Here is a 13,710-nt window from a genome sequence, read left to right as displayed (position 1 = left end):
CGCAAAGCCCCATGAAACGCATCGAACATGCTCTGGAAGTCCTGATTTTCGGCAGCCGCTGGCTGCTGGCGCCGTTCTATCTCGGTCTGGTGCTGGGCATCGCCCTGCTGCTGGTGAAGTTCGTCAAAACCTTCGTCGGCGCGGTATCGGTGGTATTTTCCGGCAGCGGCGGGGAGGCCATGCTGGCCATCCTGTCGCTGGTGGACATCGCCCTCGTGGCCAATCTGCTCATCATCATCATTTTTGCCGGCTACGAGAACTTCGTCTCCAAGATCGACACCGGCGGCCATGAAGACCGCCCGAGCTGGATGGGCCATGTCACCTTTTCCGACCTCAAGCTCAAGCTGATCGGCTCCATCGTGGCGATTTCGGGGGTCGAACTGCTCAAATACTTCATCAATGTGCGCGAAGCCAGCCGCGACGACATGCTCTGGGCCATCATCATCCATCTGGTGCTGGTGTTCTCGGGCGTGATGTTCGCGCTGATGGATCGCCTGTCGGGGATCAAGGCCGACAATCACTGAGCGCCTTAGTCTGTGTTTTTTTGCAGGAGGCCCTATGGCAGCAATCGACGACACCCTTCGCAACTTTCCCGACACGGCCTGGGACGCCAGCCCTTCCGAGCGCGCCCCCACCACCGGGGTCGAACACCTGCTCGAAGCCGGCCATGTGCTGTGCTTTGAGCAACTGCATTTTGAACTGAGTGCGAGCGAACAGCGCTTTCTCACCCCCGCAATCAGCGACGGCCGGGCGAAGAACATCAGCCTGCGCGACGACGGCAGCATTCGTGGGGCGTCTGGCAGCGCGCAAGACCAGACCGAACTGCGCGACATGATCCAGCGCTTCTCCAACCAGGCCCAAAGCCTGGTCGACCGGCTGTTTCCGCACTACCGTGGCAAGTTGCGTGCGGCCAAGGCCTCGTACCGTCCGATCCAGGTCGAAGGCCGCGAGACGAGCTGGCGCAAGGACGATACCCGGCTGCACGTCGATGCCTTTGCGTCCAACCCGGTACACGGCGCGCGACTGCTGCGCGTGTTCACCAACCTCAACCCCGAAGGGCGGCCCAGGCAGTGGCGGGTAGGCGAGCCTTTCCCCGAATTCCTGCAGCGTTTCGCGCCCCGGCTCACGCCCCCCCTGCCCGGCTCGGCTGCGGTGCTGCGCGCCCTCAAGATCACCAAGTCGCACCGCACCGACTACGACCACTACATGCTGCAGTTGCATGACAAGATGAAGGCCGACCTCGCCTACCAGCACGAATCGCCGCAACGCAGCGTGGACTTTGCTCCGGGCACGACCTGGGTGGTGTTCTCCGATCAGGTGCTGCACGCCGTGATGGGCGGGCAATACATGATGGAGCAGACCTTCTACCTCGAACCCAGGCATCAGCTCTATCCGCACACCGCGCCGCTCAAGCTGCTGGAAGACCTGATGGGCAAGGCCCTGCTGCCTGCCGCATGACGCAGGGGCAGTTTCCGTTGCAGTGGGGGCAAGGCGCCCTGCCAACGGCCCCCCGGCGCATTCTGCTGGTGCAGTTGTCCGCCATGGGCGATCAGGTGCAGACCCTGCCCGCCGTGTCCGACATCGCCGCGCGCTGGCCGGACCTCGAAATCGACTGGGCGGTCGACTCCCGCTTTGCCGACATTCCGCGGCTGCATCCCGCCGTGCGTCACGTCTTTGCCCTGCCGCTCAAGGCGCTGCAGCAGCAACGCCGCCTGGCCGCATGGCGCGAATTGCGCGCCGCGCTGCGCGAACTGCGCGCGCAGCGCTACGACCTGATCTGGGACCCGCACAGCGTGCTCAAAAGCGCCATCGTCTGCCGCCTGGCGCGCGGTGCGCTGCGCGTGGGCTATCGCGCCCAGGACTGCGGCGGCGAGCCGCTCGCCGCCCGCGCCTACCACCTGCACTACGCACGCCCCGTCGGCTTGCACGGCACCCAAGGCCGGAGGGTGTTTGCCCGCGACGTGCTCGACACCGACCTGCGACGCCCTGTGGACTATGCGATCGATCAGCGCTACGCCCACGAGCCAGACGCTGCAGAGAACGATACCGTCTTCCTCGCGCATGGCGCCTCAAAGCCCGAAAAACTCTGGCCGCTCGACCACTGGCAGGCGCTCGCCGCCCGATTGGTGCGCTCCGGCCTGCGGCTGCAATTGACCTGGGGAAACACCGTCGAACACGAACGCGCGCAGCGCATCGTCGCCGACCTGCCCGCAGGCAGCGCGCAAATTCTCGATCGTTTGAGCCTGCTCGACATGCTGCCCATCATCGCGCAGAGCCGGCTGGTGATCGGGGTGGATACCGGCTTCACCCATCTCGCCGCGGCGCTGCGTCGTCCGGTAATCGGCCTGTTCGTCAGCACCGGGCCGGAACTGTTCACCCCCACTTCGTCCAATCTGGCGCGCACCCTCGGAGGCGATGGCGTCACGCCGGACATCGACGCGGTCTGGCAAGCCGTCGAAGCCCTGCGCTGAAGCGGTTGCGCCCGCAGCCCACCTGCCGGACACGATAAAAAACTCAATCCTTCACCCGCATGGCCAGTAGCGCGGCGCCCACGATCAACACCGTCGCCAAGCCAATCCAGATCGTCAGTGTCCGCCCGGTCACGACGATCAGCAACAAGGTCGAAGCCAGCGGCGTGAGGTAGCTCAATACCCCGATGGTGCGCGGATCGCCCAGTTTGAGCGCCCGATCCCACAGCAGAAAGGCGCCGCCCAGCGGCCCCAGCCCCATCACCGCGATCAGCAAGCCGTCACGCAGGCTGATCTGCATCGGCGGCTCCAGCCCGACATGGCACCCCAGCGCGAGCACCCCGGAGATCAGGCCGAACAGCCCGAGCGCCGCCGTGGGAAACCCCCTGCCCGACTGCGCCATGCGGCGGCTGCCGAGCGAAAACGTGGCCCAGATCAGTGCCGAGCCCAGCGCCGGAACATAGCCCCAGGCCCAAGCCGCCTCCACCGAGCGGCCACCCAGAATCGCCAGCCCCGCCCCCAGAAAACCCAGGCCAGCCGCCAGCACATGCGCCGGACGCAGATGCACTCCGGGCAGCAGCAGCGGCGCCAGCACCACGATGAACAAGGGCCAGAGGTAATTCACCAGATTGGCCTGCACCGGCGGTGCATGGCGCAAGGCGATGAACAGCAGAAAGTGAAAGCCGAACAGCCCGTAAACCCCCAGCGCCAACGCCGTGCGCGAAACCTTCTTCCACTGTCGCCAGTGGCTCCAGGTGGGCACGCTGCCGATGATCAGCGCCAGCCCGGTCAGCGCGAAGGCGGGCACATGGGAGAGCGCCACTCCCAGCGTAGCGAGCGAGGCCCACAGCGCGATGGCGCCGAGGGCATATAGATTGGCTTTCGACCCGGTTTGCATCCCGTGCATGGTAGTGGGCCAGTCTGTCACGAATTTGTCAAAGCCGTTGCGCAAACTGAGCGCTCATCTGCCAACCCATTGCCAAGATGGCGCCGGTCAAACATTCCGTTCTGTCGCTGCAGTTCGCCTCCACCGCCTCGCCCTGCCAGGACACGAACAGCCAGCCGGTGGACGCGAATGAAGCGCTGCGGCGATTGAGAACTGGCGATGCCTGGGCAGCGCTGGCCGCGAGCGGCGAAGACGTGCATGCGCTGACCAACTGGCTGATGCGCCTGCGCCATCCTCTCGGAGGGCAGGCATCGCGTGTCATCGTCTTTCTGCCGGACTGCGCCTCCCCCGGCGCGATGGCCGCGCTGAAGGCCGGCGCCGATGCGCTGCTGCCGATCGACAGTCCGCCCGCCCTCATCCGCGCCCAGCTCGCGCGCCTTCGAGAACGCATCACGCTGCATACTGAGGGCCGAATCCGGTTGGAACCGCATCTGGAACTCGACGGACAAACCCGCACCCTTCGCATTCACGATCGCCCTCTCTACCTGCCCACGCAGCAATTTCAGTTGTTGTGGACGCTGGGTGTGCGATCCGGCGACATCCTGAGCCCCCAGGAGCTGCGGCTGGCGATGGACATTCCGGCGCGCGCGCACGCCGACACCGTGCACACCGCCGTCGCCCGTCTGCGCCGGCACCTTCGTCCCCACGATCTGCATCACCGCGTGCAAACCGTTCATGGCGCGGGGTATCGCTGGGCCACGGAGAGGCCGATGCAGTGAAGAGAAGCATTCGCACTGTCAACATTTGTGTACATCTTCGATACCGTCAGACAGCATTCGGACAGGTTCTTGCAACCCCGCAGACATATCTCAGGAATGGAATGACAGCTTTCGTCAACCCACTCCGAGAATCGTCAAAGGAAGCAAGCCGCCATGACTCGCCACCGACCCTCTTTCCAGCAAACCCGGCTCACCCAATCCATCCTGGCCGCACTGCTCGCGCTGCCTTTCGCCGCAGCCCACGCTCAGACCGCTCCAGAGAGCCTGGGTACGGTGCAGGCGGGGGCGCAAGGCGGCAGTGGCCAGACCGCCGCCGAGCGCGAAAAAGCCAGACAGGAAAGCGCGCCGCATCAGGCCCCCACGCAAGGCTCGCTCAAGGCGGCGCAGCCGCAGTCCATCATCAACAAGCATTACATCGAAAACACCCAGGCGCCCACGGCGAATTACTCCGATATCGTCAGCATCGCCCCCAGCGTGGTCGACATCGAACCCAACGGCCCGGGTCTGGGCAACAGCAAGGGCCTGTCGATCCGCGGCTTCACCGATGGTCAATACAACCTGACCTGGGACGGCATTCCGGTGGGTGACGCCAACGACTTCACCCATCACTCGGCCGAATACTTCATGCCTCAGGACATCGGCCAGATCATTGTGGATCGCGGCCCGGGCAATGCGTCGACCATCGGCTACGCCACTTTTGGCGGAACGATCGCATTGCTCACCAAAGAACCCCTGGACAAACCACAAACCACGCTGTACGGCAGTTTCGGCAGCTTCGGCACGGCGATGCTCGGCGCCGAATTCGACACCGGGGTGATGAAGAACTACGGCGACCTGCGCGCCTTCATCGACTACCGCCATCTCAAGAGCGACGGCTACCTGTCCGGCGCGAGCATCCGGCGCAAGAACCTGTTCATCAAGGCAGAAAGACCAGTCGGCGACAACTCGCTGCTGACCTTCGTGTCCATGGTCAACCGCAACAGCGGCGGCAACGCGGCCATTGTGGGATCGACCTCTTCCCCCTATGTGGCGCCCGAAAAACCGCCCTACACCAGCAGCCTGCCGGGGCAAATCCAGAAGTTCGGTCCGAGCTACGACCTGAGCAGCAACCCGCAAAGCCAGGCCTATACCGGCTACAACTACGACGACTTTCAGAGCGATTTCGAATATCTGGGCTTCAAGTCCAGCGTGGGCTCTGTGCAGATCGACAACAAGCTCTACACCTACGCCTACTACCACAGCGGCTGGAACGGCCTCGACCCCAACGGCGGTGGCTGCGATTATGGCCAGGTGAACTGCATCAACCCGGACGGCACCTTCCCCAAAGGCTATGACACGCCCAACGGCACGGTCTATGGCGCCAACAACATTCCGGGGCAGCAGATGTACCTGAACTATCGCAACTGGGGTGACCTGCTGCGCCTGAAGCAGGCGCTCGGCCCGGGTGAACTGCACTATGGCTTGTGGGCCAATTACCAAACCTATCACCGTTATCAGGCAGAGATTGACTTCACCAACAACGGTGCGTTCAACGTCAAGCCGGGCAGCACCTACCCCAACGGCTACAGCAAGGCCATCGACCGTCTGATCAACGGCACGTTCACCGTGGCCCAGCCCTATGTGCAGTACGACTGGAACATCACCTCCCAGTTGCAATTGCGGGGTGGATTGAAGTACGTCTGGTTCCAGCGCCACGACAATGCGCCCGTCGAACAGAAGAGCAAGGTGCCGCTGGACTACACGCAGACCTGGAGCAAAGTGCTTCCTGCGGTGGAACTGCACTACGCTATCGCGCCCAACTGGAGCGCGTATGCCCAGGCCTCCAAGGGCTATCTGGCGCCCAACGAGAACCTCTACTACATCCCCAACCCGTCCTTGGGAACGAGCGGCGTGGAGCCCGAGCAGACCACCAACTATCAGTTGGGATCGACTTGGCGTTCGCAACGCCTGACCCTGTCCGGCGACGTGTATTCGATCGATTTCTCCAATCAGGTGCAGCAGGTCAAAGTCGGCAGCAATACCTTTTTCACCAATATTGGGGGGACGAAATACCGCGGCATCGAAGCCGAGGCGACCTATTACGTGGGCGGCGGTTTCAGCGCCTACGGCAATGCCTCCTACAACCGCGCCCGCCAGAACTCCAACGGCCTGCAACTGGCCAAGGTGCCCGAAAAGACGGCCGCTCTCGGCCTGATCTACAACCGCGGCCCGTGGTTCGCCTCTGTCATGGCCAAATACATCGGCAGCAACTACGGCGCCATCGATACCAAGCACGGCAACACCCCCGTCTTACCGATCCCGGCGTCCACCGTGGCGAACGCTTCGATCAACTACACCGTGCAGGACAGCGGCTTCCTGCCGCACGGCACCAAGGTCGGCGTGCAGGTGTTCAACCTGTTCAACAACACCAAGCTGAGCAAATATGCCGGCTCCACCGGCAACGGCATCCCGCTTTTCTACACCATACCCGGCCGCAGCTTCATGGTGAATTTCTCTGTGCCTTTCCAGTGATGACACGATGAGCCGTGGTTCGTCACGCTGTCACGAACCCCGGCTAAGTTGTTCGCTTTTTCGTTTCAGTCCTGGAGTTTCCCCATGTCTCTCGACACCCTCACCCACCTCGCCCAGACCTCGGGCGGCATTCTTTACCTCATGGCTGTGCTGCTGTTCATCGCGCTGGCGGTCAGCGTCGAGCGCTTCTGGACGATCTCGCGCATGCTGGCCTCGGCCAAGGGCTGGGTGCGCGAGCTCAAGAGCCAGGCCCATATCGACGTCAAGCAGCTCAAGGACAAGGTCGAGGCCGACGTTGCGTCTCCCGCCGCGCAGGTCGTCGCCGTCGCCTTGCAGCACGATATGGCCGATCCGCTCGATCATTTCTCCGACCGTCTGGAGGAGGCGGTGATGGATCAGGCGCCGCGCATCGACCGGGGCCTGTGGATGCTCGACACCATCGTCACCCTGGCGCCGCTGCTGGGATTGCTGGGCACCATCATCGGCATGTTCAACACCTTCTCGGCACTGTCCAATCCGGGGGCGGCCACGCAGGCCGTCACCGGCGGCGTAGGCGAGGCGCTGCTGGCCACGGCCGCTGGACTGTTCATCGCCGTGCTCGGGCTGGTGGCGTTCAACGCCCTGAACCAGCGCGTGCGCCTGGTCATGCATCAGTTGGAGCGCATCAAGCTCATGCTGACCAACCGCATGTATCCGCATTACCGCGAAGGCGGCGTGCGACCGGTGGTGGTAGCGCAGAGTGGACAGGCGGCGCGTGCCGCTGTGCAGCCTTCCGGCGCGCTGCAGCAGAAGATGGCCTGAAACTGATTCCACAACCCCTCCAGGTCGCGTGCGCTGGAGTTCGCACGCTTGCGCTGCGGCGTCATGGCCGCGGCATTTTTGTTTGACCGCCCAATGAAGTACTTCGAAGCCAAGAAAGCCCGCATCGAGATCATTCCGATGATCGACATCATGTTTTTCCTGCTGGTGTTTTTCATCATGGTCACGCTGCACATGATCCCCGACGCCGGCATCGCCTCGCGCCTGCCCACCAGTTCCACCGCGCAGAGCCTACCCAAGCCGCAGATCACCCTGGCGGTGGACAAGGACGGCGCCATTCACTTTGAAGGCAAGGTGCTGTCGCCACAGCAACTCACCGCCTTGCTCAAGAGCAAGCCGGACACCGATGAACTGCAGGTCACCATTGCGGGAGAAGAGGACGTCTCGCTGCAGCAACTCATGACGGTCATGGACGCCTGCCGCGTGGCCGGTGTGACCAGGATCGGACTGGCAGCGCGTCAAGCCGGTGGCAGCGGATCATGAACGCGGTCTTGCATCACGCGCCCGCCCCTTGGCGCGAAGACGAGGACGGCAAACGCTGGCCCGTGGCGGCGCTGGCGGCCCTGCTGCTCGAAGCGGCGCTGATCGGCGCCATCGTTTGGTGGAGCAGTCAGCCCGCACCGCCGCCCCCGCCGCCGCCCATCCAGATCGTGCTCGAAGCGCCCAAACCTGCGCCCAAGACCGTGACCCCGCCCGCGCCCAAGCCGCCTGAGCCGAAACCGCTGCCCAAGCCCATCCCCAAGCCGGTGGTCAAGCCGCAGCCCAAGCCGATCGTGCACAGGGTGCAACCCAAACCGGTGCAGCCTCCGCCGCCTCAACCCACACCCAAGGTGCAAGCGCCGCCTGCGCCCGTGCCCGACACCCAGCCCGCCATGCCCGTGGCCGCGCCCACGCCGCCCGCCCCGCCTCCGCCTCCCGCGCCCCCGGCGCCCGACGTGGCCTCGATCAAGGCAACCTTCGAGGCCGAGCTGCGCAGCGCGATTCAGGCGGCGGTGCGCTATCCGCAGGCCGCGCGCATGATGCAGCTCACCGGCAAGACGCTGGTGGGCTTCGACTTCCGCGACGGCACTGTGAGCCGGGTGCACGTGGTCACCTCCAGCGGCGCCGATCTGCTCGACCATGCCGCGCTCGACGCCGTGCGCAACGCCCCCTATCCCGCCACACCCAAGGAACTGCGGGGCCAGACCCTGGCCTTCACCATCTGGGTGCGGTTTCACCTGAGCGATTCCTGATGTCGACCTCGTTCCGTACCGCTTTCAAAAGCGCTTCGCGCCTGCTGTGCGGCACCGCCCTGTGCTGCGCCGCGCTCTCCACGGCGCACGCCGCCACCCTCACCGTGTACGGCGCGATGGGCTATGACCAGCATGTGGCGCATGCCTTCACCCAGGCCACCGGCATTCCGGTCAACCTCATCCACCTGAGCACCGGCCCGCTGCTGGCGCGGGTGCAGGCCGAGAGCCGCAACCCGCAGTGGGACGTGCTCTGGCTCGACGGCAATCAGGCCATGCAGACCTTCGCCGACGACAAGCTGCTGCAGTGCGGCTGGGCGCCCGACGTGCGCTACACCCCTCTGGGCAAACAGCTCATCCGGCCCAGTCACTGCTGGCAGCCGGTAGGCGTGACCTATGCCGGCGTCATCCTCTACAACCCCAAGGCCATCGCCCCAGCCGACTGGCCCAGGACCTGGGACGATCTCGCCAAGCCCGCGCTGCGCGGCAAGGTCGGCATGGACAATCCGGCCATCTCCGGGCCGACCTACCCGCTGGTCGCCGGCCTGCTGCAACATCTCGGTGAAGCCCCCGGAAAGGCGTATTTCGAGCGCCTCAAGGCCAACGGTCTCAGAGTGTTTCCGACCAACAGCGTGACCCTGCGCGCGCTGCAATACGGCCAGATCGACGCCGCCGTGGTGCAGAGTTCGGCGGCCATCGGCTTTCTGCATGAGATGCCCGGCCTGCGCATCGTCGCACCCGCGCCCTCCACCGTGCTGCCGTCCGACTTGGCCATCGGCAGGCAAGTCTCCGGCCCCCTGCAGCAACAGGCCCGGCGCTTCGTGCAATGGGTGCTGTCTCCAGCAGGGCAGGCCGCGATGCAGCAGGGCGATGCCAACGCCGATTCCAACTATCTGCCCTTGCTCGAAGGCGCCGACGCGCTGCCCAGCCTCAAGCAATTGGGCACGGTGCAGCCGCTGGTGCTCGACCCCGCCGTGTGGGGGCCGAAAGAGCCGCAGGTGATCGACTGGTTCACCGCACACATTGCGCGCTGAACGGCTGATGTCTGCCATGCGAACACGCAGCATCCCCCTCCCGGCCTCCCCCACGAGTGGGGGAGGTGAGATCTGGGCTGCGCCCCAAGCAACGATGCCCCTCCCGGCCTCCCCCACGAGTGGGGGAGGTGAGATCTGGGCTGCGCCCCAAGCAACGATGCCCCTCCCGGCCTCCCCCACGGGTGGGGGAGGTGAGATCTGGGCTGCGCCCGAAGCAACGATGCCCCTCCCGGCCTCCCCCACTCGCGGGGGAGGCGACAACACCGCAGCGCCTGCCTTGCTCCCTCCCCACGCGTGGGGAGGGCCGGGGTGGGGTGGGCCTGGTGCGCTCGCCCTGATCCTGCGTCGCTGGGCGCTGCGTCTGGGGCTGCTGCTGGCAGCCGCCGTGTTCGTTGCCCTGTGGGCCTATCCGCTGCTGGGCTTTCTGCTCTCGGCCTGGGTGCCGCATCTGCTGCAAGGCGACCTGCGGCCCACGCTTGCTCCGCTGAGGCACGCCTTCCAGGGCTACGAACTCCACGCCCTGTTCAATTCGCTGTGGGTGGCGCTCACCGTGGGCCTGCTTGCCCTGCCCTTCGGCCTGTGGCTGGCCTGGCTGCGCGAGCGCACCGATCTGCGCGGGCGCGGCGGCATCGAAGCCGGGGTGTGGCTGCTGCTGATCTTCCCCGACTTCTTTCTCGCCTCAGGCTGGATGCTGTTGGCTGCGCCCATCGGCCCGCTGGCGTCCTGGCCCGCCGCGCTGCACGCCGCGCAACTGCTGCTCGGCCCGGTGGGCATCATCATCACTCTGGTACTCAAGGTCGTGCCCTATGTGTTTCTGGTGGCGCAAGGCAGCCTGCGGCACACCAGCGCGGCGCAGCAGGAGGCGGCGCGGGTGCATGGCCTTTCTCGGCTCTGGCGGCTGCGGCTCGGACTCGTCGCTCTGTTGCCTGCATTGGCTGCGGGATTTGCCATCGCCTACGCCGAATCGCTGCGCAACTTCGCCGTGGTCGCCACACTCGGGGCGAGCAGCGGTTTCACCATGGGGACTTATGCCATCTATCAGGCGGTCAACGGCATGCCGCTGAACTTCCCGCTGGCCGCCTCCGCTTCCTGGCTGCTGCTCGGCCTGGTCATCCCCGCGCTGGTGCTGCAACACCGCGTCGGGCAGCGCGCCAGCCAGCATCAAACCCTGGGCGCCAAACATCGACCGGCAGCGCGGGTGCGGCTGCGGGCCAGCGATCAGTTGATTCATGGCGCGGCGCTGATCGCGCTGGGCGCTTTCGCCCTGGGCCTGCCCAGCTTTGCCGCATTGGGCGTGGCCTGGCCCAAGGCGGGTTGGGAGCAAATCGCCGCCGCGCTGCCGCCGCTGCTGGCCGCAGTGGAGTTTTCGCTGCAACTGGCGCTGGTCGCGGCGAGCCTGACGGTGTGCATCGCCCTGCCCATCGCCTGGCTGATCTCCCGTCCGGGCCGGGTGGGCCGCCTGCTCGACGTGGCCCTGCTGGCGATGATGGCGCTGCCGCTGATCGTGCTCGCAGCCGCCTATCTGCAGGCCTACAACCAGCCTTACGCCCCGCTGTATGGCGGCAGTCTGCTGCTGGGCATGGCGTATGTGGCGCTGGCCGTGCCCGCCACCAGCCGCGTGCTCATGGGCCCGGTGGCGCAGTTGCACCGCTCGCTGGGCGACGCCGCGCGCGTGCACGGACTGTCGCGGCTGCAAACCCTGCGCCACATCCACCTGCCGCTGCTGGCCGGGGCGCTGTTCTATGGCTGGCTGCTGGCGGTACTGTCCATCGCTTTCGAATTGCCCGCCTCGGAACTGCTCTATCCGGCCGGCCATCCACCGCTGGCGGTGGCGCTGCTGCAATACGCCGGCGGCTTCCAGTTGCATCAGCAGGCGCGGCTGCAGGTGCTGGGCATGGCGGTGCTGCTGGCCTTCGCCCTGCTGGCGCGCTGGGCCTATCAACGCTTTACGCCCGCCGCCTGGCGTCACCTTGGGCACGACCGGACATGACCCTGCTGCACATCGACTCCGCTCACAAGCGCTTCGGCGCGACCACCGCGCTGCACGATCTCAGCCTGCAACTCCACGAAGGCGAAATCCTCTGCCTGCTCGGCCCCTCTGGCTCGGGCAAGACCACGCTGCTGCGGCTGGTGGCCGGGCTGGAACGGCTGGATGGCGGCAGCATGCGCCTGGGGCCTACGGTGATCGACGCCGCAGGCGGCCCCTTCCTGCCGCCGGAGCAGCGCCAGCTCGGCATGGTGTTCCAGGACTACGCGCTGTGGCCGCATCTGAGCGCGCAGGACAACGTCGCGCTGCCGCTGCACCGTCTGGGCCGCAGCGCAGCGCGCGAACAGGCGCGCGCCATGCTGTCCGACGTCGGTCTGGCCGATCTGGCCGAGCGCCACCCGCACGCCCTGTCCGGCGGCCAGCAGCAGCGCGTGGCGCTGGCGCGGGCGCTGGCGGTCAAGCCCCGGCTGCTGCTGTGCGACGAGCCGCTGTCCAACCTCGATGCCGGGATGCGTGAAGAACTGCGTGACCTGATCGGCAACGTGGTGCGCGAACACGGCATCAGCGCGCTCTACATCACCCACGATCACCGCGAGGCCCTGGCGCTGGCCGACCGCGTGGGGGTGATGGCGCAGGGCCGTCTGCTGCAACTCAGCAGTCCGCGCGACTTGCTGCGCCAGCCGAAAACCGAGTTCGTCGCCCGCTTCACCGGCGCGCATGGGCCGTGGCCGGTGCGGCTTCACGGCTACAAGCTGCACGCGCCCTGGGGCGAAGTGGCCGCACCCCCTGGCTGCGCAGATCGAGCCGGCGCAACCCACGCCCTGTACCTGCGCAGTTCGGCGCTGCATCTGCCCCACGTCGATGCGGACGCCGCCGCGCCGCACTGGCAGGTGCAAGCGCGCGTGCTGGGTCGACTGACCGTGGGCGAGCACACCGAACTGCGCCTCGACCTGCACGGCGTGATTCTGCGTCTGCCCGTGCCCGACGCACACGCCCCCGCTGCGGGCAGTCCGATCACCCTGCGCATCGCCGCGGCCCAAGCCTTGCTTTACCCCACAGACTCCCTAAAAACCACCGAGGAACTCGCTGCATGAATGCAACCCAATGGGGCGGAATGACCGCCATCTTCCTGGCCTCCGCCGTCGAATGGGTGGAAGCCTTCACCATCGTGCTCGCGGTGGCGCTGACCATCGGCTGGGCGCGCGCCGCCGGGGCCGCGGCCGCCGCGCTGGCGCTGGTGGCCGCGCTCATCGCCGTCACCGGAGTGGGGCTGAATGTGGTGCAGGCCGACATCGACCTCATCCGCGCCGCCATTGGCCTGTTTCTGCTGCTGTTCGGCCTGCGCTGGTATGTCAAGGCCATCCGCCGCTACGCCGGGCGCACCAGGCTGCACGACGAAGCGAAGGAATTTGCCGAAACCCGCGAGAAAATCGACCACGCCGAAGCCCGCGTCGCTTGGGCCGTGGCGTTCAAGGGCGTATTGCTCGAAGGGCTGGAAGTGTGGCTGCTGGTGGTGGCGCTGGGCCGCACCATCAGCTACGGACAGGCCGCGGGCAGCGCCGTGGCCGCGCTGCTCGCGGTCGTCGCCGTGGGCCTGGTGCTGCGCGCCCCGCTGACCAAGGTGCCCGAGAACACCCTCAAGTTCACCGTGGCCTGCGCGCTGCTGGCCTTCGGCACCTTCTGGAGCCTGGGCGGACTGCTCGATGAAGCCAAGGTCTGGCCGCTGGGCGACGCCACATTGCTGTTGCTGTTCGCGGTGTACGCCGTAGCCGGACGGCTGTCGGCCTTCAAGCTGCGCGTGCCACAGCTCGCCGCGCAAGGAGCCCGCGCATGAAAAAAGTCCTGCAACTCATTTTTGGCGATGCGCGCAACGTGGCCTCGGTGGCTGTTGCCGTGGTGCTGGCCTGGGGCGCGGCGCAGTGGCTACCAGCATCGAGCGGCTGGGTGCTGGTGGCCGCGCTCATCGCCGCGGCGTTCTGGCAGGCACGCTGATCGCC

14 protein-coding genes are annotated in these 13,710 nt (G+C 66.1%); 13 read left to right on the top strand and 1 reads right to left on the bottom strand.

The window, feature by feature from the left end; translation table 11 throughout:
• Positions 1-11: 11 nt before the first annotated feature.
• Genes RBR52_RS00195 through waaC form a run of 3 tightly spaced genes read left to right on the top strand, consistent with a single transcriptional unit; the run spans position 12 to position 2,471 of the window.
• Entirely contained in the window at positions 12-524 is a 513-nt protein-coding gene (locus RBR52_RS00195; RefSeq protein ID WP_320375158.1) for a TIGR00645 family protein, read from the top strand.
• A 34-nt stretch (positions 525-558) separates the two neighbouring features.
• Positions 559-1,458, top strand: coding sequence for a Kdo hydroxylase family protein (locus tag RBR52_RS00190; RefSeq protein WP_320375157.1), 900 nt, complete (start codon positions 559-561; stop codon positions 1,456-1,458).
• Complete coding sequence (waaC, locus tag RBR52_RS00185; RefSeq protein WP_320375156.1) at positions 1,455-2,471, top strand: lipopolysaccharide heptosyltransferase I; 1,017 nt, start codon at positions 1,455-1,457, stop codon at positions 2,469-2,471. The genes RBR52_RS00190 and waaC overlap by 4 nt, the downstream gene beginning before the upstream one ends.
• Before the next feature lie 43 nt (positions 2,472-2,514).
• Here the strand turns inward: waaC and RBR52_RS00180 are convergent, their stop codons facing one another.
• A complete protein-coding gene (locus tag RBR52_RS00180) occupies positions 2,515-3,375 on the bottom strand; it encodes a DMT family transporter (protein ID WP_413818272.1) in 861 nt (286 codons plus the stop codon).
• A gap of 77 nt (positions 3,376-3,452) precedes the next feature.
• On the opposite strand from RBR52_RS00180, the gene RBR52_RS00175 reads away from it, so the two are divergent.
• The 10 genes from RBR52_RS00175 (at position 3,453) to RBR52_RS00130 (ending at position 13,705) form a co-directional block, all read left to right on the top strand.
• Complete coding sequence (locus tag RBR52_RS00175; RefSeq protein WP_320375155.1) at positions 3,453-4,133, top strand: winged helix-turn-helix domain-containing protein; 681 nt, start codon at positions 3,453-3,455, stop codon at positions 4,131-4,133.
• A gap of 153 nt (positions 4,134-4,286) precedes the next feature.
• Entirely contained in the window at positions 4,287-6,644 is a 2,358-nt protein-coding gene (locus RBR52_RS00170; RefSeq protein WP_320375154.1) for a TonB-dependent receptor, read from the top strand.
• An 84-nt stretch (positions 6,645-6,728) separates the two neighbouring features.
• The gene (locus RBR52_RS00165; protein WP_320375153.1) at positions 6,729-7,445 is read left to right on the top strand and encodes a MotA/TolQ/ExbB proton channel family protein; all 717 of its coding nucleotides are present in this window, start codon (positions 6,729-6,731) and stop codon (positions 7,443-7,445) included.
• A gap of 93 nt (positions 7,446-7,538) precedes the next feature.
• Entirely contained in the window at positions 7,539-7,946 is a 408-nt protein-coding gene (locus tag RBR52_RS00160) for a biopolymer transporter ExbD (protein ID WP_320375152.1), read from the top strand.
• A complete protein-coding gene (locus tag RBR52_RS00155; RefSeq protein ID WP_320375151.1) occupies positions 7,943-8,695 on the top strand; it encodes an energy transducer TonB in 753 nt (250 codons plus the stop codon). The genes RBR52_RS00160 and RBR52_RS00155 overlap by 4 nt, the downstream gene beginning before the upstream one ends.
• Positions 8,695-9,726 carry an ABC transporter substrate-binding protein gene (locus RBR52_RS00150; RefSeq protein ID WP_320375150.1) on the top strand — a complete coding sequence of 344 codons (1,032 nt, stop codon included), beginning with the start codon at positions 8,695-8,697 and terminating at the stop codon, positions 9,724-9,726. The genes RBR52_RS00155 and RBR52_RS00150 overlap by 1 nt, the downstream gene beginning before the upstream one ends.
• Positions 9,727-10,003: 277 nt before the next feature.
• On the top strand, positions 10,004-11,716 hold the full coding sequence (locus RBR52_RS00145; protein WP_320375149.1) for an ABC transporter permease: 1,713 nt from the start codon (positions 10,004-10,006) through the stop codon (positions 11,714-11,716).
• Positions 11,713-12,807, top strand: a complete 1,095-nt coding sequence (locus RBR52_RS00140) for an ABC transporter ATP-binding protein (protein WP_320375148.1) — start codon at positions 11,713-11,715, stop codon at positions 12,805-12,807. The genes RBR52_RS00145 and RBR52_RS00140 overlap by 4 nt, the downstream gene beginning before the upstream one ends.
• Positions 12,804-13,547: a High-affinity Fe2+/Pb2+ permease gene (locus tag RBR52_RS00135; protein ID WP_320375147.1), complete on the top strand. Its 744-nt coding sequence runs from the start codon at positions 12,804-12,806 to the stop codon at positions 13,545-13,547. Before RBR52_RS00140 ends, RBR52_RS00135 begins: the two co-directional genes overlap by 4 nt.
• On the top strand, positions 13,544-13,705 hold the full coding sequence (locus RBR52_RS00130) for a hypothetical protein (protein WP_320375146.1): 162 nt from the start codon (positions 13,544-13,546) through the stop codon (positions 13,703-13,705). Before RBR52_RS00135 ends, RBR52_RS00130 begins: the two co-directional genes overlap by 4 nt.
• Positions 13,706-13,710: the final 5 nt, after the last annotated feature.

The sequence above is a fragment of the Thiomonas sp. genome (assembly GCF_034007205.1).
Taxonomy (GTDB): Bacteria; Pseudomonadota; Gammaproteobacteria; order Burkholderiales; family Burkholderiaceae_C; genus Thiomonas.
The sequence above is the reverse complement of the archived record's forward strand: the minus strand, read 5'-3'. Positions and strand labels throughout refer to the sequence as shown.

Coding starts and splice junctions, on each gene's coding strand:
- RBR52_RS00195 (WP_320375158.1), top strand. CDS start 12: ATGAAACGCATCGAACATGCTCTGGAAGTCCTGATTTTCGGCAGCCGC.
- RBR52_RS00190 (WP_320375157.1), top strand. CDS start 559: ATGGCAGCAATCGACGACACCCTTCGCAACTTTCCCGACACGGCCTGG.
- waaC (WP_320375156.1), top strand. CDS start 1,455: ATGACGCAGGGGCAGTTTCCGTTGCAGTGGGGGCAAGGCGCCCTGCCA.
- RBR52_RS00180 (WP_413818272.1), bottom strand. CDS start 3,375: ATGCACGGGATGCAAACCGGGTCGAAAGCCAATCTATATGCCCTCGGC.
- RBR52_RS00175 (WP_320375155.1), top strand. CDS start 3,453: ATGGCGCCGGTCAAACATTCCGTTCTGTCGCTGCAGTTCGCCTCCACC.
- RBR52_RS00170 (WP_320375154.1), top strand. CDS start 4,287: ATGACTCGCCACCGACCCTCTTTCCAGCAAACCCGGCTCACCCAATCC.
- RBR52_RS00165 (WP_320375153.1), top strand. CDS start 6,729: ATGTCTCTCGACACCCTCACCCACCTCGCCCAGACCTCGGGCGGCATT.
- RBR52_RS00160 (WP_320375152.1), top strand. CDS start 7,539: ATGAAGTACTTCGAAGCCAAGAAAGCCCGCATCGAGATCATTCCGATG.
- RBR52_RS00155 (WP_320375151.1), top strand. CDS start 7,943: ATGAACGCGGTCTTGCATCACGCGCCCGCCCCTTGGCGCGAAGACGAG.
- RBR52_RS00150 (WP_320375150.1), top strand. CDS start 8,695: ATGTCGACCTCGTTCCGTACCGCTTTCAAAAGCGCTTCGCGCCTGCTG.
- RBR52_RS00140 (WP_320375148.1), top strand. CDS start 11,713: ATGACCCTGCTGCACATCGACTCCGCTCACAAGCGCTTCGGCGCGACC.
- RBR52_RS00135 (WP_320375147.1), top strand. CDS start 12,804: ATGAATGCAACCCAATGGGGCGGAATGACCGCCATCTTCCTGGCCTCC.
- RBR52_RS00130 (WP_320375146.1), top strand. CDS start 13,544: ATGAAAAAAGTCCTGCAACTCATTTTTGGCGATGCGCGCAACGTGGCC.